This is a genomic window from Erythrobacter sp. S259 (genome assembly GCF_057364965.1).
In genome coordinates this window covers 1672907-1699160 of the sequence record NZ_CP200286.1, presented here as the reverse complement: position 1 = coordinate 1699160, position 26254 = coordinate 1672907, and the positions used below count along the sequence as shown (strand labels likewise).

Below are 26254 nucleotides of genomic sequence, written 5' to 3'. Positions count from 1 at the left end.
GACGAGATTAAAGAGGTGCTAGCCCCGCAGCCACGGCGAGGCCCAAAAAGGCGAAAAAGCCCATGGAGTCGGTGATCATTGTGACAAATACGCTTGAGGCGACCGCCGGGTCCTGACCCATCCGCTCAAACGCGACAGGCACCAGCACGCCTGCAAGGCCAGAAATTGCAATATTGATGACCATGGCAAGCGCAATCACCACGCCCATTTCGGGGCCGAACAACACGCCAGCGGCGATACCGATCAATACTGCGACGGTGACGCCGTTGAGCATAGCCACACGAAGCTCGCGCCAGACAATGCGCCAAGTGTTGGCACGGGTCAGCTGATTGGTCGCAATTGCGCGCACCGCAACTGCCATTGTTTGCGTGCCGGCATTCCCGCCAATACTCGCCACAATCGGCATCAGCACGGCGAGCGCGACCAATTGCTCAATCGCTGCGCCGAAAAAGGCGATGATGGCAGAAGCAATAACCGCCGTACCAAGGTTGGCGACAAGCCAGCGCACGCGGCTGGAGTATGCCTCACGGATTGGCTCGTTAATGTCACCGTCGCCTGCGCCCGAAAGCAGCAGCGCATCCTCGCCCGCTTCCTCCGAGATGATGTGTACGACATCGTCCACCGTCATTTGACCCACCAAACGCCCGCTTTCATCGACCACAGCGGCAGAAATCAGAGCGTATTTCTGGAACATCAACGCGACTTCTTCCTGATCGGTCTCCACCGGGATCAGGGTCTGGTCGCGCTTCATCACATCGGTCAGTTTGATACTGCGCGGCGTCGTCAAAATCCAATTGAGCGAGCAAGTGCCCACTGGATGATGCGAGGCATCGACCACGAACACTTCGTAAAAATCATGCTCCAGATCGCCTTCAATGCGAAGGAAATCAATAAGATCCCCAACCGTTAGATGCTCTGGCACCGCCATCACATGGCGGTTCATCAGGCGTCCAGCGGTCTCCTCTGGATAAGAAAGCGCGCTTGTGACAGCGGCCTGAGTTTCAGGCTCCAACTCAGCAATGATCGCCTTTTGGTCGTCTTCGTCGAGATCTTCGAGCAGCTGGACCGCGTCATCGGTCTCCATTTGCTCGGTGATGGTGGCAACGTCCTCAGGGGCAAGCTCCTCCATCATCAGCTCGCGAACGTGATCGTTGAGTTCCGCAACCACCTCGGGCGACATAAGATCGGTGATCGCGGCGGCCAAATCGGTGCGGTCGTCTTCTTCGGTGAGCTCGATCAGGTCGGCGATGTCGGCGGGATGGAGCGGCTCCACCAGCTCGTAAACCGCGCTAGTATCGCCCTCATCAAGAGCATCTTGAACCGAGCTTACGTAAGAGCGCTTGAGCCGGTTTTCTTCATCGTGACGCTCATCGTCAATCCGGTCATCCGGGCGCACCATCTCCTCCACGTCCGTGGCAAGGCGCACTTCATCGAGGTTTGCAGGATCGACCATCCTTGCGGGTTTAGATGCGCTTAGGCGAAAAGCAACCGGGTGAAGCAATCTCGTGACAGCCGCGGATCACCTGCTAAAGAGCGTGCCAAACATTCAGGAGATTTGAAAATGGCCGATACACTCACTTTCACGCTCGATACAGGCGACGGCACACCCAAAGACGTTGTGATCAAACTGCGCCCGGACGTGGCGCCCGGTCACGTTGAGCGCATCACCGAGCTTGCCAGCGAAGGCTTTTACGACGGCGTGGTGTTCCACCGCGTAATCGACGGATTTATGGCGCAGGGCGGCGACCCCACCGGCACCGGCATGGGCGGCTCAGAAAAGCCAGACCTCAAGGCTGAATTCAACTCAGAGCCCCACGTCGAAGGCGTTTGCTCGATGGCGCGCGCACAAAACCCTGACAGCGCAAACTCACAGTTTTTCATCTGCATCGACGATGCAGGCTTCCTTGATGGCCAATACACCGTTTGGGGAAAGGTCGAGAGCGGCATGGAACACGTCCACGCGCTTCCCAAGGGTGAGCCACCTGCGAACCCTGGCAAGATTGTGAAGGCGACTGTGGCTTAACTTGAGAGCCGAGCAACTAGCCTATCTGCGGATTTGGCTTTGACAATGAGCCGGTCCGCAGCTGCTTTCGCTTGATCCAGGTTAGTAGTTGCGTGTTCCATGAGTTGGTTTCCGACACTAATCTGGCCGGCGGCTTGATGTTGGGACCCTTGGGAATACAGCCGGTTGAAGTCATACAATTTTGTGGCCACTTCGGCACGACTTGTCGCAACTTCTGTGAAGAATTTCCGGGCTGCCTCTGCGTCTGTTTCCCCCAAATGCACTAGGTGTTCACGGTTTCTTCCGTAAATCCCTACTTCAATATCAATTAGCATCAGGAAGTCGGCATAGATCAACTGAGTGCGATTGCGTGTATCATCAAATTGCTCCGAGATGTTCACGATATTTTTCGCGGTATCGCAGATCAGTCTCTTTATTAGACGCCTTTGATTGGCTTGTTGTTTTTGGAACGTGAAGTGAGCGATCGCCCAAGCACCTGCAATTGAAAGTAAAAGTCCAATAATCAGCCCTTAAAAGAAATCGGATTGCAGGATCGATGACATGTTTTCGCCTTTCGTTTGCACAGGCATGACTATCAATTTAGGCTCTGGCAAATGATCCTCAGTGATTTTCCCCTAGAAGCTTGTCTGCGTCGGCTTTCAGGAATGATTCTGCTCCTCGCCCTTTCAGCCTGCGCCACGATCCCCGATATCTCTCAATCGCGCTCGCCTTGCCGCATGGAAGCTGGCGGATGGTGTTCCTTTGTGCGTGAGGGGGCGGTGGAGGCTTATCCTTACGCCATTGCCTCTCTGCAAGCCTATGAGGGGGATAGCGATCTTTACACCGCGCCGCCGCCGATGCTGGAGCCGTTGGAGGCTCTGCCGATAGATGAAGATGCGGCTGACAAAGGCTTTGGCTATGCGCTTTTCAATCAGTTTGCGCCCGGCACTTCCGGTGCCGCTGCAGATAAGAAAAACCGCGAGCCCATAGCCCGGGTGTTCGCCTTTCGCGGCACCGACTTCGACGGCTTTAGCGACATATTTTACGGCACGCTTCGCAGTGATCAAATTGACCTCGCGGTAAAAGCATTTGAAGCGGAAGCCGCCCGCTTTGACAGCAGCGTGCCTTGGGTGGTGACGGGCCATTCGCTGGGCGGAGCGCTGGCGACCGAAGTTTCGGTCGCAAACCCGGAAGTGCGCGCTTTTATGTTCAACACCTCACCCTTTTACGGGGGCGATGCCATGTCGAACGATGTGCGGCGCACGGTCTTTAACGAGCGCGGCGAGCTGCTGCGGCGCTTTGCCAAGTTCAAGTCTGCGCCTGCGGCCGAAGTCTACACGATCAATTGCAGGCCCGGCAAAAACAGTATCACCAAGCACCGCATCCGCCTGCTCGCCGATTGCCTCACATGGATTGCGGCTTACGCGGATGAGGACGCCTATGATTTTGTGCAAACTCAAGGGATTGAGCGGCCTTTGGTGGAGTGCCAGCGCGAAACTCCCGGGCATCCGGGGGTGGGCTACCGAGAGAGGGTGCCATGCGTGCACCAATCGCGGCCCGAGAAGGGTGATGAGGACAATTGAAGTCGGCGTGCACCTAAGCTAAAGCGCGCCGCATCATGAAACCGCAAAATCCCCCTAAGACCTACAGGGTCAAGTCCTTCGGCTGTCAGATGAACGTCTATGATGGCGAGCGTATGGGCGAGCTGCTCGACGAAAAAGGCTTGTCGGCGGCGCCTGAGGGTGAGGATGCGGACTTGGTCGTGCTCAACACCTGCCATATCCGCGAGAAGGCGGCAGAAAAGATTTACTCAGACATTGGCCGCCTCACCAAAGGCAAAACGCAAAAGAAAGCGCCGATGATTGCGGTTGCCGGATGCGTGGCTCAGGCAGAGGGCGAGGAGATCATGTCGCGTGCACCGGCAGTCTCAATGGTGGTTGGCCCGCAGGCCTATCACCGCCTCCCCGATATGCTGGACAAAGCGGTCGAGGGTGGCCGCGCGACCGACACCGATATGCCCGCGATTGCGAAATTTGGCGCTTTGCCAGCACGCAAGCGGCGCTCTCCAACCGCGTTTCTGACGGTTCAAGAGGGATGCGATAAGTTCTGCACGTACTGCGTTGTTCCCTACACACGCGGCGCAGAAATTTCGCGGCCTTTCAGCGATCTAATCGGCGAGGCTCGCAAACTTATCGAAGCGGGCGCGCGTGAAATCACGCTGCTGGGACAGAACGTCAATGCTTGGGCAGGCGAAGATGAAGCGGGCAGGGCGGTTGGCCTTGCAGGGCTCATCCGCGCTATCGCAAAGCTCGATGGGTTGGAGCGCATCCGCTACACCACGAGCCACCCCAACGATATGGAAGACGACCTGATCGCCGCCCACGGCGAGGTCGATAAGCTGATGCCGTATCTCCATCTGCCTGTGCAATCGGGCAATGACCGTGTGCTTAAAGCCATGAACCGCGCGCATACGGCACAGAGCTATTTGCGTCTCCTCGAACGCTTCCGCGAGGCGCGGCCTGATATTGCGCTTTCGGGCGATTTTATTGTCGGCTTTCCCGGTGAGACGGAAGAGGAGTTTCAGGACACGCTCGCCGTCATTGACGAGGTGCGCTATTCCCAAGCGTTCAGCTTCAAATACTCCCCGCGCCCCGGTACGCCAGCGGCGACGATGGACAATCAAATCGCCAAGGATGTTATGGACGACCGCCTCCAGCGTCTCCAAGCGCGCCTCAACCGCGACCAGCGCGCCTTCAACGACGCGCTAGAGGGCAAAAGCTGCGACATACTGGTTGAACGCAAGGGCAAGCTTCCCGGCCAATGGCTCGGCAAATCCCCATGGCTCACCAGCGTGTGGTTTGCCGAAGAGAACGGCGGTGAGGCGGCGATTGGCGATCTGGTTGAAGTGAAGCTTGTCGAGGCAGGGCCCAATTCGATCAGGGCCGAACGGGTTTAGCCGCCAACCTTGGAATTCTGCAGTTCGTTATAGCGCTTAACTGCTGCGGCAATCACCGTTCCATCGCGTGTGTTTGCTGGAAGCTCATAAAGAGATTCCAAATAGGCAAAATCAAAGTCGGTGATGGATGCAGGCGAAAACTTTTCATTGAAGAGGGTGAGGATTGTCTCAGGCGTGTTGGGATCGCTCTTCACATCATCGCTGACGGAGGCGAGCTGGCGAATGGCCGCATAGTCAGCGATTTGACGCATTGTCTTCTCGCGAAGCGCGCCCGTTTCGATCAGCACGACAGCGCCCACATTTTTGAGCCGGTCCTTGTTGAGGCGCGTTGCGACCTCGCTTTGATTGACGAGTGAGCTGGCCGAATGACGGCGGCGCATCCGTTTCCTTGCGCATTGTCCTACACGCTCAAAGGAAGGGTGACCGCACAAAGGAGCGCGGCATTGCTGGCAAGAAAGAGTAAGCGCGCGGGGCTGCTCGCCTCAAAGTTGGATGCTCGGGAATTCTATCAAACGCAATGAAGGGAAAATTGCTCCTGTTGTTTGATCAACAGCTAAATCTGCCAGACAAAAGCCCCGCTTTTCTTGCACCTTAAGCTGTCAACAGAATCTAGGGGCCCTCGCTTTGCGAATTTTGCAGGTCCCTTTTCTCGGTCTCTGCTCGCGCAGCATTCCTTGCGATATTGGCGTAAAACTGTGTTCGGCTTGCGCGCGACTGCGTTCGATAAAGCGATGTGAGTAGCGACTTATCAAAGGAGGTCAGCCCCGTTTCAGCTTCCTCGCCGTCTTCAAACAAGGTGAGGATGGTCGGGGCAGCAGGCACTGCACCGGGCGCGATCCCTTTGCTGTTCCCGAATGTGCGCATACTCGCATAATCGGCCAGCTGTCCCAGTGATTTTCCGTTCGCCTCTGGCAATTCGATAAGGACTGCCGCTCCGGCAAGGGGATTGGGATCGCGCCTTGTTCGGGAGGCATAGAAGGGGCGGTTTTCGTCCGTCATCAGAGCCAGACGTTGTGTGTCATCAGCTACCCCATTTGGAGATGATGGTACGATAACAGGACCAGCTAGCCTGGCTGGTCGATAGAACCATGCGCGCACTGGCCCCTCTTCGTTGAGCACCTGTTGCCGCTCGTAGCTGCGCAGGTGGTCAATCGCAGGGGAATTGTAGTTGAGCCAGGTCTCCGCCTGTCCTTGCGCGGCGGTCAAGAAGATGACCGAGGTGTTGTGTTCGCAGTCTTCGGGAAAACTTTCGTGGTTCAGCCCGGCTTCAATGGCGTTTGCGCGCATGCGGGCTTCGATCACTTCGGCAGCCTCGTCGGGAAGGCCGAACACTTTAGGGCACATGGGCTCTGCGTAAGTGCCAAGCGCATGTGCGAAACGCGGCTTGTTCAAGACATCGCTTGCCAAACGGCGCAGTTCATTGCGGCGCTCGCGTTCTGTCGGCGGGGCCTCGACAATTATCTCGGACGCGCCGTCTGAATCTGGCTCTTGCGGATTGATGACCTCGTTTTGAGCGCTGAGAGGAAGGCTGAATGCACATAGGAGCGCAGCGGTTGAAGCGAGAGTGGAATGGCGCACGGGGATGCTTACCTGTTTCAGGGGTTGATCGGTCTGTGTCTTAAAACGACAAAGCGAGCAAATAGCTCCCGTTGTTCTATGAACCGCAATTGTTACCGCACCGGGGCTATACTACTTTAAGCTATTCCTTGGCAGCGGGATTTGCATCGACTTCGGCCGAGCTAGGCTCTGATCGAGCTTCTTCTTCCGTGCGAGCAGCATTCCTTGCGATATTGCCATAGAATTTGGTGCGGCTTGATCTTGCCGGTGTTTGATAAAGCATCGTCAGGAGCGAGCGATCGAAGGATGTGAGCTCCTCTGGTGCATCATCGTCCTGAAATAGGGTGAGGATTGTTGGAGCCGCAGGCGCTGTATCAGGGTCAATCCCTTTGCTGTTTCCAAAGGTTCTCATGCTTGCATAGTCGGCAAGCTGAGTGATGCTCTTCCCGTTTGCCGCTGGCACTTCAATCAACACTGCTGCGCCGCCAAGCGGATTGGGCGCGCGTTGCAGCCGTGTTGCGTAAAAGTCCTTCTGCGTTGCTCTGGCAAAGGCAAGGCGGTCATTGCCTGTACCATTACTCGTCGGGACAGAGACCGGACCGGGCAGTTTCACGGGCCGATAGGTCCATGCGCGCACTGGCCCTTCCTCATTCAGCACGCGCAGCCGCTCGTAGCTGAGCAGGTGATCAAGAGTATCGGAATCGTAATTGAACCACGTATCGGCTGTCCCTTGGTCGGCTGGCACAAAGATCACAGAGGTGTTGTGCTTACAGTTTTCCGGAAAATCCTTGTGATTAAGGCCAAACTCAATCGCATTCGCGCGCATTCGCGCTTCGATGGCTTCAGCGGCCTTTTTGGCAAGGCCAAACACTCTGGGGCATACGGGTTCGCTGTAGGTGCCTACGGCCTGAGTGAAACGGGGCTCATTGAGCACCTCGCGTGTCATCCGTCGCAATTCATTGCGGCGTTCGCGCAAAGTGGGCGGGGCCTCGACGACGATTTCATCAGTCGTTTCTGCGTCTGTCTCTGTTAGCGGCTCTGAAGGCGGTGTATCGGGTGGTGGGGTGCTTGTTGCCTGAAAGCTGCCTAAGACAAGAACAGAGGCGGCGATTAGTTCTGATACGAGCACAGATATCCTCCTAAACAATCATTGAGAATGTATCGTGACGTTATGAACGGCTTATGACTTTCCCCAGACTTGCGGACGCGCCTTACTTGCCAAGCGGGGAAACCCGATTACGTTTGCGACTCATTGGAACGTCCAGCCTCAGGTCGAGGCTGACAAGCGTAAAGGATCTTATGGGACGCAGACCCACACAGCAAAACCCCGGGACAATCGATCCTTCCGTGCTGCCTGAACCGATCATTTCGAACGATGCATCGGACAACACAGACCAGGGTGGCGAGAGAGCAAAGGCCGAGGTTTCCTTTGAAAACCAATCACTTTTGGGCGCGCTGTTCGGACAGTTCGATGCCAATCTGGTGCAGGTTGAAAACCGCCTGAATGTCTATATTCATGCGCGCGGTGACAAGGTCCTGATTGAGGGGACACAGGACGCGGTGGCGCGGGCGCGTGAGACGCTCACCACTATGTATGATCGTTTGGCTACGGGACAGGATCTGGATGCAGGCGCTATCGAGTCGCTGATTGCGATGTCGAATGAACCCACTTTGGAGGGGATTATCAGCGGCGAGAAAGAAGACCCCCATCATGATCCGCACGAGGCGCAAGACCATTGTGCCGCGGTCAGCGACGCAGATCACCTATATGCGAAGCCTGGCGCGCGATGATATCATCTTTGCGCTTGGCCCGGCGGGGACGGGCAAGACTTATCTCGCTGTAGCGCAGGCTGTTTCGCAATTGATGACCGGCAGCGTGCAGCGTCTGATTTTGTCGCGTCCCGCTGTGGAAGCAGGCGAGAAGCTGGGCTTCTTGCCGGGCGATATGAAGGACAAGGTCGACCCCTATTTGAGACCCCTTTATGATGCGCTGTATGATTGCATGCCGCCTGAACAGGTCGAGCGCCGCATCGAAAGCGGAGAGATCGAGATCGCGCCGATTGCTTTTATGCGCGGGCGCACTTTGGGCGATGCGTTTGTGATCCTTGATGAGGCACAAAACACCACGCGTGAGCAGATGAAGATGTTCCTCACCCGCTTTGGTCAAAATTCGCGCATGGTCATTTGCGGCGATCCTCGCCAGGTCGATATTCCTGGCGGCGACCGCATGAGCGGACTTGCCGATGCGGTTGGCAAGCTCGAGGATGTAGACGGTTTTGGCACCATCCGCTTCACCGCCGCCGATGTGGTCCGCCACCCGATTGTGGGCAGGATAGTCGAGGCTTACGAGGGCGAGTGAGTTGTTCGCGGGCCGGTCGAAAGCTGGAGGTCCGGTTGCGATCCTGATCATGGATGCCGAAACGGAGCTGGTTTTCACTATACGCGAATGCCAGCTAGCGACCTTAGTCTCGGCCATAAAATACAAACACGCCAATGACCAAAAGCGGACGCAGTTTGCGCTGGCCCCTTATGTCGTTAACCGGGGGTGAGGGCGGAACGTCTGTTTTCGGACACCTATAGTAAAAACCAGTCACGTAAGAAAAAAGCCTGGCAATTGCGCCGAAACACGCAAGTCAGTTCGCTGGAACTAACACTGAACACGCGATTTCAGCGAAACGTGCCAATTTCCTCGCAGACTAAAACTGCATTTTCGAGATGATCAGTCCCAATATATGGCACGAGTCCTTGGCGGTCCCCTGCCATCATACGATCTCGTATTTTACGTAGCTCTGAAATTTCTCCCAGACATGCTTTCGCAGAGAGGATTCTTATTGGCGCATTGCCGGGACTAGAAAGAGGAAGGTTCGATACGGTCTGAAGTTCAGCCCGAATGTCCTTGTTTCTTAACTGCTCAACAATATTCTTCAAAATCTCATTCGCTTCTTGAAGTGAAGAAACAACATCCGTTCGCCCTTTGCCAAAGTTGAGATCTATAGGAATGAAGCGGTCAGAAACTTGTTTACCAGATATCGTCTTAGTTGCGTGGTCGATGGCGGAAGTCGCTTTTGCATAGCTCGCAGTTATTATGTGTTCAAACCAAACTATGGCCGTTCCTTGATCCGTTGTTCGAAAGCTTGGATCGATTCTAATTATTAACTGATTTTCGGCGAAGGTTGCACTTCGTGAACCATCATATGGATCTCTCCGAATCGCCCATCCTTCGGTTTTGAGCATCTTGTAAAAGTCGGCTTTTGAGAATGCGCGAACTGGATACTCTCCCAGCGTTTCTCGCAATGCCTTGATTTCGCGATTGGTCCGCAAGGGTCTACTATCGTCTGCACTTACAAGCCAAAACCCGACTTTGGATGTTAGAGCGGCATCCAACGTCGCCCGCAGTGCGTTTTCTGCTTCCGACCATGCAAAGCTAAGATAGATTGCATCATTTGCGATGCTGTAATCGGTGTAGTGGGCCTCATCCAAATCATCGACAGATGTGTTTTGATCGGATCGATCATGACTGAAAAATGCAGTTATACTTTGCCTAATTCGGTCTAATTTCCGTCCGTCATCTATTGGGTTCATTGGAGGAAATCTGAAGGAGATATGTTCATAAAATTTGCGCAATTTGGGCGTTGAAGTTCCGATCTGATTATATGCTTCTTGCTGATCCCATTTCGTAAAAGCCTCATACCAAATTAGGAACTCCTTATCCGACTGCGGGACTTTTCTTTGGTCAAAAACTAGCAAATCAAAACTCATCAATCGTTCCCCAAAAGGTCAATTAGGCGTGTCCCGCTGCCCCAACCTTACCCTTATCATTCACCATCACCAGTTCTACGATATTGAATGCAGCCACAAACTTTGATTTTGAACCTAATCACCTGCCCAAACATGCCTTCATGCGAAACTGTGCTAACACACAGAGCCGCCATTCAGCTTCCCATCCAAATCAAGGCGCAGCGCCCCCATGGAAATTCCGTCCGCTTTTGGGAGCCAGAATGGTTGATTTCATTGTCTTAAACTGGGTCGTTTGCGGTCATAGCGGTCAGAGTGTGAAAGCGTCTGCTTTCTCGGTTTTCAACTTTAAAACCAGACCGTCCGCTTCCCACCCCGCAGCGGGCGTTGCGATATCCCGAATCGAGTGCCGCTTATATCGAGTTGTTTTAACGCTACCTATGCGTGCAAGCTTTACGCTGGCCCGACACCCCCAAACATCTATCTGGGCAATTTCTTGATGGGGGGACTTGTCTTTGCAATGCATCACGGTGAGGAGGCGCAGCCGAAACCCGCACTTTCCTAATGCCCCCCTGTTGGACTATGCCGCGCGTAATGAACTCTGCCTTTGCACCTGTTTTGACTTTGCGAATTTGCCCATGAATTGCGCTAAGGCTTTTCTCCTCTTGGACAGTGTGCCAAAACTTGCCGAAAATCACTTTAATTCAATGAGAAGCCGTTGCAGCTAGATGTTGATCTTGAAGATTGGCCGGAAGGGCGCTGGGAGGCTTTGGTGGAGCGTTGTGCGGACACTATTGCGGCGGTGACACCTGAGCTTGCAAGCGAGTGCCTGCACACAAGCGTGCTGTTCACCTCTGACGAAGAAATCCGCACACTCAACCGTGAATGGCGCGGGCGCGACAAGCCGACCAATGTGCTGAGCTTTCCAATGTTGACGCGCGAAGAGCTGTCAGAGTTAACGCCTGATGGACCGCCGGTTATGCTCGGCGATATCGCACTCGCCTTCGAGACCTGCGCGCGTGAAGCGGGAGAAAAAGGCATCCCACTAGAGCACCATGCAAGCCATCTTTTGGTCCACGGCCTGCTCCATCTGGCGGGCCATGACCATGTGCACAGCGACGAAGAGGCCGAAGCAATGGAGCGTCTTGAGATAAGGGCTCTTGCCAAACTGGGGATTGCAGACCCATATGGTGACCGTGATGAGCCGGAAAAGACCTCGTAAGGGCCCTAAGGAGCGCGATGCCCGATAGTAACAACGCCGCCGCAGGAGACGCGGAGAGTAGCAGCGGTCTCTTGTCTGACCTTGGGACCGCGCTCAAAAAAATGATCGGCGCCGATGAGGCTGACCGTTCTTTGCGAAAAGCGCTTGAGGAGAAAATCGACGAGCACGAGGGTGAGAATGGCGATACTTCCGACCAATCCGGCAGCGATGGCGCGGGCAATGGTGATTTGTCACCGGTCGAGCGTCAGATGCTGCGCAACCTCCTCCACTTCTCGGAGCACGATGCGGACGATGTAGCTGTTCCGCGCGGGGAAATCGTGGCCGTGGATGCAAGCCTTGGCTGGGATGAATTGGTGGCCGCCTTTGCGGAACACGGTCACTCGCGAATGCCGGTCTATCGCCACACCTTGGATGATGTGATTGGCATGGTGCATATCAAGGATGTGTTTTCCTATCTTGCCAAGGGCAAAGCCCCGCCGCGCGATTGGACCGTCCTTATGCGTCAGCCGCTCTATGTGCCCCAAACTCGCGGCGCTCTTGATGTGCTTGCCGATATGCGGGCGCGCCGGGTGCACCTGGCAGTGGTGCTGGATGAGTTTTCGGGCACAGACGGCCTCATAACTATCGAGGATCTCGTCGAAGAGATCGTTGGCGAGATTGAAGATGAGCACGACGAGACGCCGGAGGAACTGATTGTGCCCATCGGTGATGGCATGTGGGACTGCGACGCGCGCGCTGAGCTTGAGGATGTTGCAGGGGCGGTCGATCCGCGGCTTGCTGAGGTGGAAGAAGCGGTGGATACGCTGGGCGGGCTTGCTTTCGTTCTGGCTGAAGCGGTGCCTACAGTGGGGGCGATGCTGGAACACTCAAGCGGTTGGCGCATTGAAGTCACAGCGGGCGATGAAACCCATGTGAAGCGTTTGCGGCTCCACGCGCCAGAGGCAGAGCCACATGAGAGCGGCTTGCAATAATTTCACTCCGTTGTACGGTTTTCTAGATTTTCTTCTCTTTTTTGCATCCCGGCAACGGGGCTCTTCGTAGCTCCTATCAAAGGAGCTGAATTCAATGCCGTCACGTCGCCTTCCCCCTCTGCGAGCGCTCGAAGCCTTTATGCGCACAGTCCGTCTCGGATCTGCCCGCGCGGCGGCTGAGGAGATTGGACTGAGCCCATCTGCGCTCTCGCGCCGAATCACCAATTTGGAAGAATTCGTCGGCAAGAAGCTGTTTACCCGCGCCCGCCAATCCATGCAGCTGACCGATGAAGGCCAAGCATTTTACGAAGCGGTGAACCCGCATATGGAGGCACTTGCCCGCGCGGTCGAAAGCCAATCCGACAACATCGCGCTGCTGCGGCTGCGTTTGGGTGTGCTCCCTATGTTTGGCAGCCAGCGACTGTTCCCGCGACTTGGTGAACTGCGCAAGCGACATCCGCTGCTCCACATCGACATCGACACAGCCCCCCATTTGGAAGACCGGGTGGGAGACACTCTGGATGCTGCGATTATCCTTTCACGGGGCCCTGCAAGCGGGCTTCACGCAGTGCGTCTCGATCACAACCTGGTGCATGCAATCTGTTCGCGCGCGGCCGCTGGCGTGATCGGTGAAGAGATGAACCGCGAGGTGCTGGATAAGCAGACCTTTCTCATTCATAATGAGCTGCCTGAGAGTTTCGTTGCGTGGAAGAAGGCGAATAATCTCGACGATTTCGAACCCGCTGCGATTGATCACTATGATTCAGGTGCTTTGATGCTTGAGGCGGCTGCACAGGGGCTCGGCATTGCGATTATGCATGATGACCATTTGCGGCGTGCGGCGGACAACCGGCTGACCAATTTGCCGGGTCCGGAGGTTCACAGCCCATACAGCTATTGGTTTGTGTGCAAGCCAACAGCGTTAGAGATGCGTCCTGTGCGGCTCTTTCATGATTGGCTGGTGCGTGCGGGGCTTTAAGCGACCGCGCGCTAAAGTTTTGTTATAGCGTGCTGCTTTGCTTTCTCATCCGCTGCATAACGGATGGGAGGCACGTCATGTGCAAAATCACGCAGAGGCTTTCCCAGCGCATCACACAGCGCCTCCTCTATCCTTCGGCGCGATTCATTGCCGATCGCTTTGCGGCCCGCGTATTCAGCCGGGCTGAACGGTTCCAGGAAATGAATATGAAGCGGGAATGTCCCCTTGCGCGCTAACACGCGTTTGGCATTGTTGAGGCCGCCCTCTTCGCCAATCCAGCCAATCCATTCAGCCACTCGCCCATAATCAATCAGGACCGGCTGAACCATCACGCCAGGAGGAGGGGGCTCGAGAACTGAGAGCATGCTGGTCTTGAACGGCAAGAGAGACTGGCCGTCGGTGGTTGTGCCTTCGGGAAAGACGGTGACCGACCAATTGTCAGCAAGCGCTTCTTTTAAGGCGTTGATTTGATCGGCGACATTCATCCGCGCCTCGCGCTTGACGAAAACGGTGCGGTTGATCCTTGCCAGCCAACCCACTACGGGCGCGCTTTCAAGCTCAGCTTTAGCAACAAAGGCTGTGCCGCAGGCCCCTGCAAGGCTCAGGATATCGAGCCAGGAGACATGGTTGGCGACGTAGAACACATCGCGTTTAAGATGAGTGCCGTGGACTTTGACTTCTGCGCCTGAAATGCGCGCTGCAAATCGCAGAAACCACATAGGAAAAGGCGAGCCATACGCAAATATACGGTACAGATAATGCATCGGCACCATAACCGCGATCAGCAGCGCAAGCGCGCTGGCCCGTATCGCAATCCTGAACCAGCCGCGAATAGAAACGGGGGTGATTTCACCGCGGGCAGCAGCAACGCGCAATGCCCATGCTTTCTCATCACCGTGTTGGTCGCCTTGTCGCTGCACGAGTGCATCAGGTTCAGTTTCAGTCATTGGATCGTCCCAAAAAGCTAAGGCATTATTAGTCGTCGCGCGACAAACGTACGCCGTAAAGCTCCATCCGGTGGTCAACGAGGCGATAGCCAAGCTTTTCTGCAATCTGTCTCTGCAAAGCTTCGATTTCCGGGTCGACAAACTCGACCACTTTGCCCGTTTCCACATCAATGAGATGATCATGGTGAGCCTCTGGCACAGGCTCATAGCGCGAGCGGCCATCGCCAAAATCGTGACGATCCAATATGCCGGCTTCTTCGAACAGGCGCACGGTGCGGTACACTGTTGCAATCGAGATTTTGTTGTCGATAGCAGAGGCGCGCTCGTGCAGGAGCTCAACATCCGGGTGGTCTTCGCTTTCAGACAAAACCCTTGCGATTACTCGGCGCTGTTCAGTGATGCGCAGACCTTTTTCTGCACATAATTGTTCAAGATCAATTTTCTGGCTCACGCCAATGCATCCTTGGTCAATGGGTGCCGGACCGACCCGGCGGGGACTGTATTTTCCCCTTACCGATGGTTGACCCAATGCTCAAGTTTGGTGGGTGCCGAAGAATTTCGATCGCAGTGATTAAAAGGTGGGCATTGCCTGCACTATGACGTGACAGGCAATGCACCAAGCTGCGACCCTTTTTTCTGCGTTTAAGCTGCCTTGCGGCGTCCGCGTGCTGCGCCAGGTTTGCGTCCAAGGCCGATTTTCTTAGCAAGATCACGGCGCTTTTCAGCATAGTTTGGTGCAACCATCGGATAGTCCGAAGGCAAGTTCCAACGCTGACGATATTCCTCGGGAGTCATATCGTAATTGGTGCGCAGATATCGCTTAAGCATTTTGAGCTTTTTGCCATCTTCCAAACATACGATGTAGTCTGGCTTGACTGAAGCGCGCACAGAAACCGCAGGTTCTGGACGTTCCTCAACGGCCTCGGGCTCCTCCCCAAGACCTGAAAGTGCACCATAAACATTTGTTATTAGCCCAGGGACAGCATCAATTTCGACGCTGTTGTTGCTGAGATGGGCTGCAACGATATCGCTCGTAAGCGCTATCAACGTCTCTTTCATCTCTATTTCCAAGTTTTGCATGAGTTCCTCGATCTTAATGGTTCGGATTTTTCCGATTTATCGCGCATTACCCATAGCGAGTATGCAAGCAAGTACGCAGATACGGTATCTGCCAAAAAACAAGCTTTCTGTCCAACAATTGGATACAATTATTGTCTAAATGGATAGGCCGAAAGTAATCGCATCAACACGCTCGCCGTTTGCTAGGCGGTAGTAATTGGGGCGTTCGCCGATTGGTTTAAATCCAACTTTCTCATAGAGATGGACCGCAGGATTCCCGCGCCGCATTTCAAGAAAAATGTGATTTACGCCGCAGGTTTTGGCCTTCTCAAAAAGTCTGTGGATGAGACTTTCTCCAAGTCCAAGCCGCCGAAATCGGGGCGATACGGCAATCAAAAGCAGCTCTTCCTCGTCCGCTGCTTTGCGAGTGACGATAAAACCGGCTGCATTTGAAGGGCCGATTTGCGCCGAGTCGTCGGGAATGATTTCGCCCGATTGATCAACCACCAGAGCGCGGGTGCTGGGCAAGGCGAGCGCATCTGCGATCTGCCGTTCATTCCATGCCTCGCCGTAAGCAGGATCAAACGCGTCCTCCATCACCGCCATGATGCGCTCAATATGATGCGCGCTCGGCGTCATGCTTTTCCTATTGGTGGGATAGGCCCTCGCGTCTGCGGTTTCGCATCGGGAGCGCGGCCATAGATTGGCGCAAGGTTTTCTGTCAGCCGTGTCTCGTGGAGCAAATTGGCCGCTTTGGCATCGGGCAAAAGATCGAGCACCACACGCTCATCGTGAAAAAGGTCCGCGAAATCTTTGGCGCGGTTTCCCGCGATGACCTTGCGTGCGCTTCTCGCTTTGGCAGCTTCAGGTGTCAGCGAGCGGACCTCATCTTCCGCGCGTTCATGATTGAAGTCTTGAACGAACCACTCGCCGTGCCCGCCGTGCATGCACACTGTAACCGGTCTTGGATCAGGCTGCCAAGCGCGCGCGGCGACGAGAGCGAGGGTCGGATAGCCAAGCACCTTAACGCCCCATGCAACGCCCAGTGCACGTGCAGCGGCAATGCCGATCCGCACGCCGGTGAAGCTTCCGGGACCAAGTGATGTGAGAATGAGGTCAGCGCGCCCCTTTTCCGGGAGCGCCTCGATCATTGGGATCAGTCTTTCTGCATGGCCTTTTCCAAGCACATGATGTGTGCTGGCAGTACAAGCGCGTCCATCGAACAGGGCAACCGAGCAAGCCTCGCTTGCGGTTTCGATGACAAGAGTTCGCCCCGACATATGCATCACAGTGCCCTGCAACACTCAAAGCTCCGCTGCAAGTCAGCTATCGCCCGTGCCCCCTTGGAATTGCGGTGCACCCTTGGCGTTAATCCTTTATGCGGCGCGAACTTCGTGCACTTCAGGGACGTAGTGTTTGAGAAGGCTCTCAATTCCCTGTTTTAAGGTCATCGTGCTCGACGGACAGCCTGCGCACGCGCCCTGCAGTGTCAGATAGACCACGCCGTCTGAAAATCCGCGATAGGCGATGTCGCCGCCATCGCTGGCAACCGCGGGGCGCACGCGCGTTTCAAGAAGTTCATGGATGGAGGCGATGATCTCAGCGTCTTCGTCGCGGTCCTCAACGATCAGCGCAGTATCCTCGCCCGGCACCGAAATCCCGTCCGCGCTCCCGCCAATAAATAAAGGCGCCTCTGAGACGAAATGGTCAAGCAGGATCGTCACCACTTCGGCCTTAAGCCCGCTCCAATCAGCGCCTGGCGCTGCTGTTACAGTCACAAAGTCCCAGCCGTAAAAGACGTTCACCACCTCGCCGGTATTGAAAATGGCCTCTGCAAGCGGGCTGGCCTGTGCCGCTTCAGGCGAAGAAAACTCGCGTGTTCCCGAAGGCATAACTGTGCGCCCAGGCAGGAACTTGAGGCTGGATGGGTTCGGTGTGGTTTCGGTCTCAATAAACATGAGCGCTAAATAGGGCGCTTACCCCATTCCCACAAGCGCGGCATTTTTGCAGGTGACCATTCACTGGTCCTTCATGCCTAACCGCACTATAGTCCTGATCATGAACGTTATGATCCGGGCGAGCGCTGCCCTCTCCATCCTTACCGCGGCTTTCACCTCGTCGGTGGCTGTGCATAGCCAAGAGGCCGCACCGCCTCCTGCGCCGATCCTTCTTGGTGAGGCTTTGCCGGCCTATGACGTGCCAGAGCCTGTGGCAGTGCAGGGCGAAGATGAGACGCCGTGGCTTTATGAAGGGAGCAATATCCCCGTCGACCGCAAATGGGTGTTCGGCAAGATGGACAACGGCCTTCGTTACGCGGTGAGGCGCAACGGTGTTCCTCCGGGCCAGATCTCGATCCGGGTGCGCATTGATGCAGGGTCATTGCACGAAAATGACGACGAGCAAGGTTATGCGCACTTTTTGGAGCATTTGCTTTTCCGGGAAAGCAAATATCTGGGCAAAGCAGAGGCGATCGCGGCTTGGCAGCGCTTGGGCGCGACATTTGGCGCAGATACCAATGCGGAAACCAGCCCCACTCACACCGCCTACAAGCTCGATATCCCGAACATCGGACCCGCTAAGCTCACCGAAAGCTTCAAGCTGCTTTCAGGCATGATCAAAGCCCCGGTGATCAGCGATGGCAACGTCGCAGCTGAGCTTCCGATTGTGCTCGCGGAAAAACGCGAAAGGGGCGGTCCGGGAGAGCGTGTCAACCAAGTTCAAAGACGCACCTTGTTTGCAGGTCTGAGGATGGCATCACGCGATCCAATCGGCACTGAAGAAACTCTGACGGCGGCCAATGGCGCAAAGGTCAAAGCGTTTTATGATCGTTGGTATCGCCCTGAAAACACCGTCATTGCGGTTGCCGGTGATGCAGATCCGCAGGTTCTCGCCGGCTTGATCGAGCAGTGGTTTGGAGATTGGGAAGGAACCGGCGAGCCCGGCGTTGTCCCAGACTTTGGCGACCCCATCTCCCCTCCTGGAGCGCCCACTTTGGGCGGTGCAGATGTGCCAATCGGTGAACTCAGCGTCATGGTCGAACCTGACCTTTCGCGAAGGCTGATTTTCATGATTATGCGGCCTTGGCGTCAGGTGCAGGACACCATTGTATACAATGAAGGCAAGATCATAGATGAGCTTGCGCTGCGCATTATCAATCGCCGGATTGAAAAACGGGCACGAAGCGGTGCGTCTTTCCTGAACGCAGGTATTTCGAACAATCCTATTTCACGCTCTGCGAATGTGACATTTGTTGGCGTCGTACCGATTGGAGATGATTGGCGAGCAGCGCTTGCAGATGTGCGCGGCATTATCGCTGACGGGATTGCCAATCCTCCCACCCAAGAAGAGATCGACCGCGAGGCGGCTGAAATCGAAGTGGGCTACATCAATTTTCTTGAGCAAGAGCGGGTTCAATCAGGACGCGCGCTCACAGACAACCTGATCAACGCTGTCGATATCCGCGAGACCGTGGCCAGCCCGCAGGTCTTTCTGGACGTCTTCAACAGTGCGAAGCCCCGCATGGTCCCATCCGAGGTGCATGAGCGCACGCGCGCCCTGTTCCGCGGCGAAGTGGCGCGTTCTGTCTACATTACTCCGTCTATTGGTGAGGCGGATGAAGACGCGCTCAAGCTCGCTCTTGCCACAACCGCGACACAAGACGCGACAGCAAGGGTGGCCGCAGCACAGATATCCTTTGATGATCTGCCGCCAGTGGGCGCACCCGGCACGATCACTGAGCAAGGGCCGCTTGGCATTCTCGACGTTCAAAAGGTCGAATTTGCCAATGGAGCCAAGGCTATCCTTTGGGCAAACGATGCAGAGCCGGGCCGTGTGACGGTCAAAGTGCGTTTCGGCGCTGGATACCGCGCCTTTGACAAAGAAAGCGCGCTTTACGCGGATCTAGGCAAAGCAGCCCTGATGCGATCTGGCATCGGTGAGCTTGGCTTGACCGAGCTGGAACGCTTGACCAGCGGGCGCAAGCTTGGTCTTAACTTCGACATTGATGATGCGGTCTTCACCTTCACAGCGCAGTCACGCTCAGAAGATGTGGCCGATCAGCTTTATCTCTTCGCAGCTAAGCTTGGCATGCCGGGATGGGACCCCCAACCGGTTGAACGTGTCAAACGGCTTGCGCAGCTGGGCTATAGCTCGTTTTCGACTAGCCCCGATGCGGTTCTGGCGCGTGATATGGAGTATATCCTCACGAACAATGATCCGCGTTTTATCACGCCCAATCCCGAAATGCTTGATCAGGCGACACCTGAACAGTTCAGGAAAGTTTGGGAACCTCTGCTTGCTCAAGGCCCAGTCGAAGTTCTGATTTTTGGCGAGTTTGATCAGCAAGAGATCGTTGAAAAACTGCGTTTAACTTTTGGCGCCCTGCCAGAGCGCACGCCTATTTCTCCCGAGGTTGCAGGGCGCGTTCCCGGTTTTCCGGCGACAACTGGTAAGCCCAAGGTCTTGACCCACAGAGGCGATGCTGATCAGGCGGCCGCCGTCGTTGCTTGGCCTAGCGGTGCAGGCGTTGCCGGTATTCGCGAATCGCGCCAGCTCACGATCCTTGCTGCAATCTTCCAAAATCGCCTCCTGGATCAAATCCGCGAGGCAGCTGGTGCGACCTATGCACCTCAGGCCTTTTCCGATTGGCCAGAAGATATTGATGGGGGCGGGAAGTTTGTAGCTCTTGCGCAGCTTAAGCCGGAATTCGTGCCGGTGTTCTTCGCAGAGGCGGAGAAAATCGCGCAGGATCTGGTAGCCAATCCCGCCAGTCTCGATGAAATCAGCCGGGCGACGGGACCCCTGGGCGAACGCGTGAAGCGTGCCTCGACCGGAAATCAATTCTGGCTCTACAACTTGGAAGGCGCGAGCAGCGATCCTCGGCGCGTCGAGCTTTTGAAAAGCCTGTTTGTCGATTATTCGCAAACGTCTCCAAGCGCGATGCAGTACTTTGCGGGCCGATATTTCGCAAACACTATGCCCCTTATGCTGGCAGTGATCCCTGAAGGGCAGGAGCTTGCTGATCTGCCTGAAATTGCTGGCACTACCGGCACCGCAGCAACTGTCGCAGCGGTGCCTCCAGCAGCGGCCCAACCGGCGGGGCGTTGAGCCAGAAAGGGTATATCCTCGAAAGGCACCTCTTGAAATAAAGGTGTCGCGCGCGCGCCAATCGCTTTACATAAGTGTTGCGCGCTATTAGGCGCGCGCCCGCACTGTGTTGAACGCATATCAAATAGTCTCAAAAGAAACGAGTTTTATCGTGGCCCACAATTGGCACCCAGAGAGCTGGAAAGAGTTCGAAGCAAAGCATTTGCCGCATTACGAAGATGCCAGCGAACTGGCAGATGCAGAGGCAACTCTTGCCGCTTACCCGCCGCTCGTTTTTGCTGGCGAAGCGCGCGCGCTGAAGGCTGATCTGGCTGATGTCGCCAATGGCAGCGCCTTTCTGCTTCAGGGCGGCGATTGTGCAGAAAGCTTTGCCGAATTTCACCCCAACAACATTCGCGACACGTTCCGTGTGCTGTTGCAGATGGCGGTTGTGATGACATTCGGCAGCAAACGCCCCGTGATCAAAGTGGGGCGTATGGCCGGGCAGTTTGCAAAGCCTCGTTCTTCACCAACCGAAACGCAGAAAGATGCCTCGGGGCGTGATGTGACCCTGCCAAGCTATCTTGGCGACAACATCAACGGGATCGAGTTTGATCCCGAACAGCGGCGCAATGATCCTGGCCGCATGGTACGCGCCTATTCGCAGGCCGCCTCAACACTGAATTTGCTGCGTGCATTTGCCGGCGGTGGCTATGCCAACCTTCGCCAGGTTCACCAGTGGACGCTCGAGTTTATGGGCCGCACGCCGTGGACAGAAAAGTTTGCGCAAACCGCCGATCGTATTGGCGAGGCGCTCGACTTTATGGAAGCTTGCGGAGTGGACCCGAATACGGTGCCGCAATTGCAAGGCACGGACTTTTACACCAGCCATGAAGGGCTTTTGCTCCCTTACGAGCAGGCGCTTACCCGGCAAGATTCGCTTACAGGCGAATGGTACGCCACATCGGCGCATATGCTATGGATTGGCGACCGCACGCGTTTTCCGGGGAGCGCCCACGTGGAATTTGCGCGCGGGATCGGCAATCCGCTGGGCATGAAGTGCGGGCCGAGCCTTGAGCCGGATGTTTTGCTGCAATTGCTCGATCAGCTGAACCCGGCGCGCGAGGCTGGGCGGATCACCCTGATTGCGCGCTATGGCCATGACAAAGTGCTCGAGGGGCTTCCCAAACTCGTTCGTGCGGTCAAGGCCGAGGGGCATCCGGTTGTTTGGTCTTGCGACCCGATGCACGGCAATGTGATCAAATCCGACAGCGGTTATAAGACGCGGCCGTTTGACCGCATCCTGACCGAGGTGAAGGGCTTCTTCGATGTTCACCGCGCGGAGGGAACGCATCCGGGCGGCATCCATGTTGAAATGACTGGACAAGATGTGACCGAATGCGTTGGCGGCGCTGTCGCGATTACGGATGAGCGCCTCGGCGACCGGTATCACACGCATTGCGACCCGCGCCTCAATGCCGAGCAATCGCTTGAGCTTGCCTTTGCTTTGGCCGAAATGCTCAACGCAGAAGTCAACGATCAACGCGCAGCCGACGCGGCGTAACATTAAAGTCGGCTCCGTTATGGAGGTGAGCTTGCTGGGATAGGGCATCTGTTGCCGTTATCTTGGCAGGGTTATGTCTGCGCTATTGCCGAATTTTGAGGACACCGCTTTGCCTACCGGCGCCCAAACGGGTACCGAAACGGGAGGCGAAATGCTCAGCGCATTTCTCTCCAATGACGCGCTCCTTTGGGGCTGCGTTGCCATGGCTCTCATCGCATTAGTGACGGTTGGCAAAGTGGCATCAAGACGCCGCAGGGCAGGCAAGACCTCCCGCCGGGCGCGCGCGCAGGCAGATGCGTTGCGCGATTTTCTCAACATCTTGAGAGCGGAGGATAAAAACACATCCCGCGGTATTTGGCATTACGATTTCACAACCGGGACCCAGCAATATTCGGACGGGTTTCAGGCTTTGCTCGCCGCTGGTGATCGAGGCGTTTTGAATGACGCCGCGATCGAGGCTACGTTTAAAAGGGCTGGCCTTGATCTTATCGCGATTGCTCGCGAAAATTTTGAGGACGTTGAACCTTATCAGGTGGAGTTTGCGGTGAAACTGGAAGCGGGCCCACCCCGCCCGATGGTGCTGCGGGCGTGCAATATGCGCAACGCTGACGGCGAGGTGCAGCGCTTGGTGGCAATGGTGAGCGAGGCTCAAAGGTTCGCCTCTGAATGAGCACTTGTCATGGAAATGCGGCAATTTGGCGCGTATTAGAGCTGTGACATTGATGCTGGTTTCGGCCATACTGCAAGCGCCAAAGATGCTGATTTGAGGGAAGTTGAATTGCCTAATACCGCGTCCGTGACGCAAGCCGCTTGCTCCGTCCCATCATTGGTAGAGCAATTTGCCGCCACGCGCGCGCTTATGGAAAGCCTTGCGCTGCCACTTTCAGATGCAGATGCGACAATTCAATCCATGGAAGATGCGAGCCCTGCCAAATGGCATTTGGCCCATACGAATTGGTTCTGGGAGACCTTTCTGCTGCGCGAACATGCGAGCCAATACCGTCTCTATGAAGAAAACTGGCCGTTTCTTTTTAACTCATACTATGAGGCAGAAGGCGCGCGTATCTCGCGGTTTTCGCGCGGAATGTTGTCTCGTCCTGCATTGGACGAAGTGCTGGAATGGCGCGCGTCCGTCACGTCTGCGATGGAGCCGCTGATCGCGGATCCCTCCCTGTCTGATCTCATCGCGCTCGGCATCGCACACGAGCAGCAGCATATCGAACTGTTTTTGACGGATATCAAACACGCTTTGTTTCAAAACCCTTTAGGTCCGGCGATGTGGGCGCAAAGAGAGGGTGCTGGACCTGTTGCTGGTGCGCTTGGCTGGCATAAACACCCCGGCGGGGTCGCCCTTGTCGGCGCTGATCAGACTGGAGAGTTTGCTTTTGATAACGAAGGGCCCCGTCACCGGGTTCTGCTCGAACCTTTCGTGCTCGCAAACAGGCTCATCACCAATGGCGAATGGCAAGAATTCATAGACGACAAGGGCTATGAAACGCCTTCGCTTTGGCTTTCTGACGGTCTTTCGTGGGTGCGCGAGAATGCTATTGATGCGCCGTTGTATTGGCGCGGCCGCGAACATTTCACTCATAGCGGCTGGCAAATGCGCGGCCGTCATGCACCCGTTACCCACATATCCTATTATGAGGCTGATGCTTTTGCGACTTGGGCAGGCGCGCGGCTTCCAACCGAGTTTGAGTGGGAGGCGGCCGCGCGGGGACAAGGCGGTGAGAACAACGTGCAGGCCCACGACGCAGCGCAAGGCGGCCAGCTCGATAAAGCCGCAGCTCCGCTCCCACTAGGCGGCACAAAACTGTACGGAGATTGCTGGCAGTACACCCGGTCAGCCTATTTGCCCTATCCCCGTTTTGCTCCTGCCAAAGGCGCGGTGGGCGAATACAATGGCAAATTCATGAGCGGTCAATTCGTGCTTAAAGGCGCAAGCTGTGCAACCGTTCGGGGCCATTCGCGCGCCTCTTATCGCAACTTTTTCTACCCCCACCAACGCTGGCAATTCACCGGTCTCAGGCTCGCAAAGGATCTTTAACACTATGAGTACACGCAAAGGCCTAGAGCTTGTGACACGCGATGAAACCGGCGTTGACACTGCCTTTCGTAAGGGTGTCCTTCTGGGGCTTTCACAAGAGCAAAAGGCCGTACCTGCACGCTGGCTTTATGATGACGCCGGATCACAATTGTTCGAGGATATAACCCAGCTTCCCGAATACTATCCCACCCGCGCAGAAACCGAAATTCTCAAAGAGGAATCGGCAAGTTTTGCAAAGATGATTTCGCCGGGCTGCGCGGTTGTTGAATTTGGGTCCGGATCCTCTGTCAAAACGCCGCTCCTGCTTTCTGCGATTGATCCTGCAGCCTATGTACCGCTTGATATCTCGGGCGAGTTCTTGCGGGCGTCTGCGGCAGAGCTTGCGGCCAAATTTCCGCAAATTCCCGTTTATCCGGTTGAGGCCGATTTTATGCAGCAAGTGGAATTGCCCGCAGCGATTGCGGATCTGCCCAAACTGGGTTTCTTCCCCGGCTCAACCATCGGTAATATGGTGCCGCGCACGGCGGTGGATCTTCTCCGAAATATGCGCGAGACCCTTGGAGTTGGCGCGCAGCTCTTGATCGGGATGGACCTTATTAAGGACGCCGACGTGCTTGAGGCGGCGTATGACGACGCAGCAGGGGTTACGGCGCAGTTCAATTACAACCTGATACGCCGGATCAACCGGGAACTGGACGGTGATATTGACCTTGACGCCATGACCCACGAGGCGCGCTGGAACGATGATTACGCCCGCGTCGAAATGCATCTGGTCGCGGCCAAAGATTGCGCTTTCTCGGTCGCGGGTCAGACATTCGCCTTGAGCCGGGGCGAGAGCATTCACACTGAAAACAGTCACAAATTCAATCGGCGCACATCGAGTATGATGCTGCTCGCTGGTGGCTGGGAACCCTCGCAGCGCTGGCTTGATAGTAAAGGGCGTTTCTCCCTTATCCTTGCCGAGGCCAAGCCAAACCGAAGCGCGCCTTAATCGGCCAGCCGGGATACCATTAAGCTTCCGGGCGTTAGAGCCCCCATGGAAATTCAAAACACAGATGTTGCGGTGATCGGTGCCGGTATGGCCGGACTGACATGCGCAGGCATTTTGGGGCGCGCAGGGCTAAGGGTGCTGGTCTTAGACAAAGGCCGCGGCCCGGGCGGACGCATGGCAGCGCGCCGCGCCGAGGTCGCCGGTGAGACCGTCGCGTTTGATCACGGCGCGCAATATTTCACTGCTAGAGATCCGGCGTTTCGCAAAGCGGTGGAAAGCTGGCACGAAATCGGCGCAGCCGCGCCTTGGCCTGCTGCGGGCGAGGATGCCTGGGTGGGGGTTCCACGCATGAACGGCCCGATCAAAGCAATGGCCTCCGCGCTCGATGTTCGCTGGGCGACCCGCGCGCTGTCGTTATCGCGCGGAAGCAATGATTGGCACATTGACGCAGGCGAAGAGCATTTTGAGGCGAAAATGGTCATCGTTGCGGTGCCGGCTGAGCAAGCGGCGCAATTGTTGGGATCGCCAGCGCCGCAATATGCTGCGATCGCTGGATCTGTGTCTTCTGAACCGTGCTGGGCCGTTATGGCCGCGTTCGAAACACCGCTTGAGACCGGGCGCGATACCTATCGAATCTCTGAGGGCCCGGTTTCGTGGGCCGCGCGCAACTCGGCGAAGCCGGGTAGGCCGGGGCGAGAATGCTGGGTGATCCACGCCAGTCCCGACCGCAGCCGTGAAATCATTGACCACGATAAGGACGAGGCGGCCGCTCTCTTGCTGGCAGACTTTTTTACGCAGACCCGGATTGCTCCCTCAACGCCGGTTCACTTGGCCGCGCATCGCTGGCTGTATGCAATGCCTGCCTGCGTGAAAGGAGAAGGCGCTCATTTTGACCTGGCCCTCAATCTCGGGATTGCAGGCGACTATCTCCACAGCCCACGCGTTGAGGGGGCATTCCTTTCAGGTCGTGCGGTAGCCGGTCAGATTCTTAAGACAATGGAAAATGCATAGCACGATATTGGGGCGCGCAGCCCGGTGCGCGTTGAAGCTTTCGTTTTGAAGATTTGAATACATTGAGAAACGAAAGAGCGTATTATAAATAAACACCCGATTTTCAGTCATTTGTATCATGGTGAGAT

24 protein-coding genes and 1 pseudogene are annotated in these 26254 nt (G+C 55.9%); 13 read left to right on the top strand and 12 right to left on the bottom strand.

Features of this window, described 5'->3' with window-relative positions; genetic code table 11:
* Positions 1-7 precede the first annotated feature (7 nt).
* Complete coding sequence (gene mgtE, locus AC0V60_RS08150; RefSeq protein WP_486177980.1) at positions 8-1453, bottom strand: magnesium transporter; 1446 nt, start codon at positions 1451-1453, stop codon at positions 8-10.
* Positions 1454-1561: 108 nt separating this feature from the next.
* Here mgtE and AC0V60_RS08145 point away from each other — a divergent pair, with 108 nt between their 5' ends.
* On the top strand, positions 1562-2023 hold the full coding sequence (locus AC0V60_RS08145) for a peptidylprolyl isomerase (RefSeq protein ID WP_486177979.1): 462 nt from the start codon (positions 1562-1564) through the stop codon (positions 2021-2023).
* On the opposite strand, the gene AC0V60_RS08140 is transcribed toward AC0V60_RS08145, so the two are convergent.
* On the bottom strand, positions 2020-2403 hold the full coding sequence (locus tag AC0V60_RS08140; protein ID WP_486177978.1) for a hypothetical protein: 384 nt from the start codon (positions 2401-2403) through the stop codon (positions 2020-2022). The genes AC0V60_RS08145 and AC0V60_RS08140 overlap by 4 nt on opposite strands.
* Before the next feature lie 264 nt (positions 2404-2667).
* Between AC0V60_RS08140 and AC0V60_RS08135 the strand changes: the two genes are divergently transcribed.
* Positions 2668-3585: an alpha/beta hydrolase family protein gene (locus AC0V60_RS08135; RefSeq protein ID WP_486177977.1), complete on the top strand. Its 918-nt coding sequence runs from the start codon at positions 2668-2670 to the stop codon at positions 3583-3585.
* Positions 3586-3620: 35 nt separating this feature from the next.
* The gene (gene miaB / locus AC0V60_RS08130) at positions 3621-4958 is read left to right on the top strand and encodes a tRNA (N6-isopentenyl adenosine(37)-C2)-methylthiotransferase MiaB (protein ID WP_486177976.1); all 1338 of its coding nucleotides are present in this window, start codon (positions 3621-3623) and stop codon (positions 4956-4958) included.
* On the opposite strand, the gene AC0V60_RS08125 is transcribed toward miaB, so the two are convergent.
* The 3 genes from AC0V60_RS08125 to AC0V60_RS08115 all read right to left on the bottom strand — a co-directional run bounded on the left by AC0V60_RS08125 (position 4955) and on the right by AC0V60_RS08115 (position 7644).
* A complete protein-coding gene (locus tag AC0V60_RS08125) occupies positions 4955-5338 on the bottom strand; it encodes a hypothetical protein (RefSeq protein WP_486177975.1) in 384 nt (127 codons plus the stop codon). The two genes, miaB and AC0V60_RS08125, sit on opposite strands and share 4 nt — an antisense overlap.
* A gap of 229 nt (positions 5339-5567) precedes the next feature.
* On the bottom strand, positions 5568-6536 hold the full coding sequence (locus tag AC0V60_RS08120; RefSeq protein ID WP_486177974.1) for a hypothetical protein: 969 nt from the start codon (positions 6534-6536) through the stop codon (positions 5568-5570).
* Positions 6537-6657: 121 nt separating this feature from the next.
* Positions 6658-7644: a hypothetical protein gene (locus tag AC0V60_RS08115; protein ID WP_486177973.1), complete on the bottom strand. Its 987-nt coding sequence runs from the start codon at positions 7642-7644 to the stop codon at positions 6658-6660.
* 170 nt (positions 7645-7814) lie between these two features.
* Between AC0V60_RS08115 and AC0V60_RS08110 the strand changes: the two are divergent.
* A pseudogene (locus AC0V60_RS08110) lies at positions 7815-8874 on the top strand (PhoH family protein).
* Between the two features lie 308 nt (positions 8875-9182).
* On the opposite strand, the gene AC0V60_RS08105 reads toward AC0V60_RS08110, so the two are convergent.
* Positions 9183-10274, bottom strand: a complete 1092-nt coding sequence (locus tag AC0V60_RS08105) for a DUF6990 domain-containing protein (RefSeq protein WP_486177972.1) — start codon at positions 10272-10274, stop codon at positions 9183-9185.
* A gap of 694 nt (positions 10275-10968) precedes the next feature.
* On the opposite strand from AC0V60_RS08105, the gene ybeY reads away from it, so the two are divergent.
* The 3 genes from ybeY to AC0V60_RS08090 all read left to right on the top strand — a co-directional run bounded on the left by ybeY (position 10969) and on the right by AC0V60_RS08090 (position 13422).
* Positions 10969-11472: an rRNA maturation RNase YbeY gene (ybeY, locus tag AC0V60_RS08100; protein WP_486177971.1), complete on the top strand. Its 504-nt coding sequence runs from the start codon at positions 10969-10971 to the stop codon at positions 11470-11472.
* Positions 11473-11489: 17 nt separating this feature from the next.
* Positions 11490-12443 (top strand): hemolysin family protein, encoded by a 954-nt coding sequence (locus AC0V60_RS08095; RefSeq protein WP_486177970.1) that lies wholly within the window; start codon positions 11490-11492, stop codon positions 12441-12443.
* A 94-nt stretch (positions 12444-12537) separates the two neighbouring features.
* Positions 12538-13422 (top strand): LysR family transcriptional regulator, encoded by an 885-nt coding sequence (locus AC0V60_RS08090; protein WP_486177969.1) that lies wholly within the window; start codon positions 12538-12540, stop codon positions 13420-13422.
* An 11-nt stretch (positions 13423-13433) separates the two neighbouring features.
* On the opposite strand, the gene AC0V60_RS08085 is transcribed toward AC0V60_RS08090, so the two are convergent.
* The 6 genes from AC0V60_RS08085 to AC0V60_RS08060 all read right to left on the bottom strand — a co-directional run bounded on the left by AC0V60_RS08085 (position 13434) and on the right by AC0V60_RS08060 (position 17386).
* Positions 13434-14369: a lysophospholipid acyltransferase family protein gene (locus tag AC0V60_RS08085; RefSeq protein ID WP_486177968.1), complete on the bottom strand. Its 936-nt coding sequence runs from the start codon at positions 14367-14369 to the stop codon at positions 13434-13436.
* 28 nt (positions 14370-14397) lie between these two features.
* Complete coding sequence (locus AC0V60_RS08080) at positions 14398-14820, bottom strand: Fur family transcriptional regulator (RefSeq protein ID WP_486177967.1); 423 nt, start codon at positions 14818-14820, stop codon at positions 14398-14400.
* 191 nt (positions 14821-15011) lie between these two features.
* Complete coding sequence (locus tag AC0V60_RS08075; protein WP_486177966.1) at positions 15012-15449, bottom strand: Ros/MucR family transcriptional regulator; 438 nt, start codon at positions 15447-15449, stop codon at positions 15012-15014.
* Between the two features lie 135 nt (positions 15450-15584).
* Entirely contained in the window at positions 15585-16067 is a 483-nt protein-coding gene (locus tag AC0V60_RS08070) for a GNAT family N-acetyltransferase (protein ID WP_486177965.1), read from the bottom strand.
* Positions 16064-16732 (bottom strand): tRNA (adenosine(37)-N6)-threonylcarbamoyltransferase complex dimerization subunit type 1 TsaB, encoded by a 669-nt coding sequence (tsaB, locus tag AC0V60_RS08065; protein ID WP_486177964.1) that lies wholly within the window; start codon positions 16730-16732, stop codon positions 16064-16066. The genes AC0V60_RS08070 and tsaB overlap by 4 nt, the downstream gene beginning before the upstream one ends.
* 72 nt (positions 16733-16804) lie before the next feature.
* Positions 16805-17386, bottom strand: coding sequence for a NifU family protein (locus tag AC0V60_RS08060; protein ID WP_486177963.1), 582 nt, complete (start codon positions 17384-17386; stop codon positions 16805-16807).
* A 100-nt stretch (positions 17387-17486) separates the two neighbouring features.
* On the opposite strand from AC0V60_RS08060, the gene AC0V60_RS08055 reads away from it, so the two are divergent.
* From AC0V60_RS08055 to AC0V60_RS08030, 6 genes are all read left to right on the top strand, one after another.
* The gene (locus AC0V60_RS08055; protein WP_486177962.1) at positions 17487-20534 is read left to right on the top strand and encodes a M16 family metallopeptidase; all 3048 of its coding nucleotides are present in this window, start codon (positions 17487-17489) and stop codon (positions 20532-20534) included.
* A 151-nt stretch (positions 20535-20685) separates the two neighbouring features.
* The gene (locus AC0V60_RS08050) at positions 20686-22077 is read left to right on the top strand and encodes a class II 3-deoxy-7-phosphoheptulonate synthase (protein ID WP_486177961.1); all 1392 of its coding nucleotides are present in this window, start codon (positions 20686-20688) and stop codon (positions 22075-22077) included.
* Between the two features lie 73 nt (positions 22078-22150).
* Positions 22151-22747 (top strand): hypothetical protein, encoded by a 597-nt coding sequence (locus AC0V60_RS08045; RefSeq protein ID WP_486177960.1) that lies wholly within the window; start codon positions 22151-22153, stop codon positions 22745-22747.
* Between the two features lie 108 nt (positions 22748-22855).
* On the top strand, positions 22856-24124 hold the full coding sequence (gene egtB / locus AC0V60_RS08040; RefSeq protein WP_486177959.1) for an ergothioneine biosynthesis protein EgtB: 1269 nt from the start codon (positions 22856-22858) through the stop codon (positions 24122-24124).
* 4 nt (positions 24125-24128) lie between these two features.
* Positions 24129-25115 (top strand): L-histidine N(alpha)-methyltransferase, encoded by a 987-nt coding sequence (gene egtD / locus AC0V60_RS08035; RefSeq protein WP_486177958.1) that lies wholly within the window; start codon positions 24129-24131, stop codon positions 25113-25115.
* A gap of 45 nt (positions 25116-25160) precedes the next feature.
* Positions 25161-26126, top strand: coding sequence for an NAD(P)/FAD-dependent oxidoreductase (locus AC0V60_RS08030; RefSeq protein WP_486177957.1), 966 nt, complete (start codon positions 25161-25163; stop codon positions 26124-26126).
* Positions 26127-26254: the final 128 nt, after the last annotated feature.

Coding starts and splice junctions, on each gene's coding strand:
- AC0V60_RS08045 (WP_486177960.1), top strand. CDS start 22,151: ATGTCTGCGCTATTGCCGAATTTTGAGGACACCGCTTTGCCTACCGGC.
- AC0V60_RS08105 (WP_486177972.1), bottom strand. CDS start 10,274: ATGAGTTTTGATTTGCTAGTTTTTGACCAAAGAAAAGTCCCGCAGTCG.
- mgtE (WP_486177980.1), bottom strand. CDS start 1,453: ATGGTCGATCCTGCAAACCTCGATGAAGTGCGCCTTGCCACGGACGTG.
- AC0V60_RS08090 (WP_486177969.1), top strand. CDS start 12,538: ATGCCGTCACGTCGCCTTCCCCCTCTGCGAGCGCTCGAAGCCTTTATG.
- AC0V60_RS08055 (WP_486177962.1), top strand. CDS start 17,487: ATGAACGTTATGATCCGGGCGAGCGCTGCCCTCTCCATCCTTACCGCG.
- miaB (WP_486177976.1), top strand. CDS start 3,621: ATGAAACCGCAAAATCCCCCTAAGACCTACAGGGTCAAGTCCTTCGGC.
- egtD (WP_486177958.1), top strand. CDS start 24,129: ATGAGTACACGCAAAGGCCTAGAGCTTGTGACACGCGATGAAACCGGC.
- AC0V60_RS08135 (WP_486177977.1), top strand. CDS start 2,668: ATGATTCTGCTCCTCGCCCTTTCAGCCTGCGCCACGATCCCCGATATC.
- AC0V60_RS08030 (WP_486177957.1), top strand. CDS start 25,161: ATGGAAATTCAAAACACAGATGTTGCGGTGATCGGTGCCGGTATGGCC.
- AC0V60_RS08070 (WP_486177965.1), bottom strand. CDS start 16,067: ATGACGCCGAGCGCGCATCATATTGAGCGCATCATGGCGGTGATGGAG.
- AC0V60_RS08060 (WP_486177963.1), bottom strand. CDS start 17,386: ATGTTTATTGAGACCGAAACCACACCGAACCCATCCAGCCTCAAGTTC.
- AC0V60_RS08145 (WP_486177979.1), top strand. CDS start 1,562: ATGGCCGATACACTCACTTTCACGCTCGATACAGGCGACGGCACACCC.
- AC0V60_RS08125 (WP_486177975.1), bottom strand. CDS start 5,338: ATGCGCCGCCGTCATTCGGCCAGCTCACTCGTCAATCAAAGCGAGGTC.
- AC0V60_RS08075 (WP_486177966.1), bottom strand. CDS start 15,449: ATGCAAAACTTGGAAATAGAGATGAAAGAGACGTTGATAGCGCTTACG.
- AC0V60_RS08095 (WP_486177970.1), top strand. CDS start 11,490: ATGCCCGATAGTAACAACGCCGCCGCAGGAGACGCGGAGAGTAGCAGC.
- AC0V60_RS08085 (WP_486177968.1), bottom strand. CDS start 14,369: ATGACTGAAACTGAACCTGATGCACTCGTGCAGCGACAAGGCGACCAA.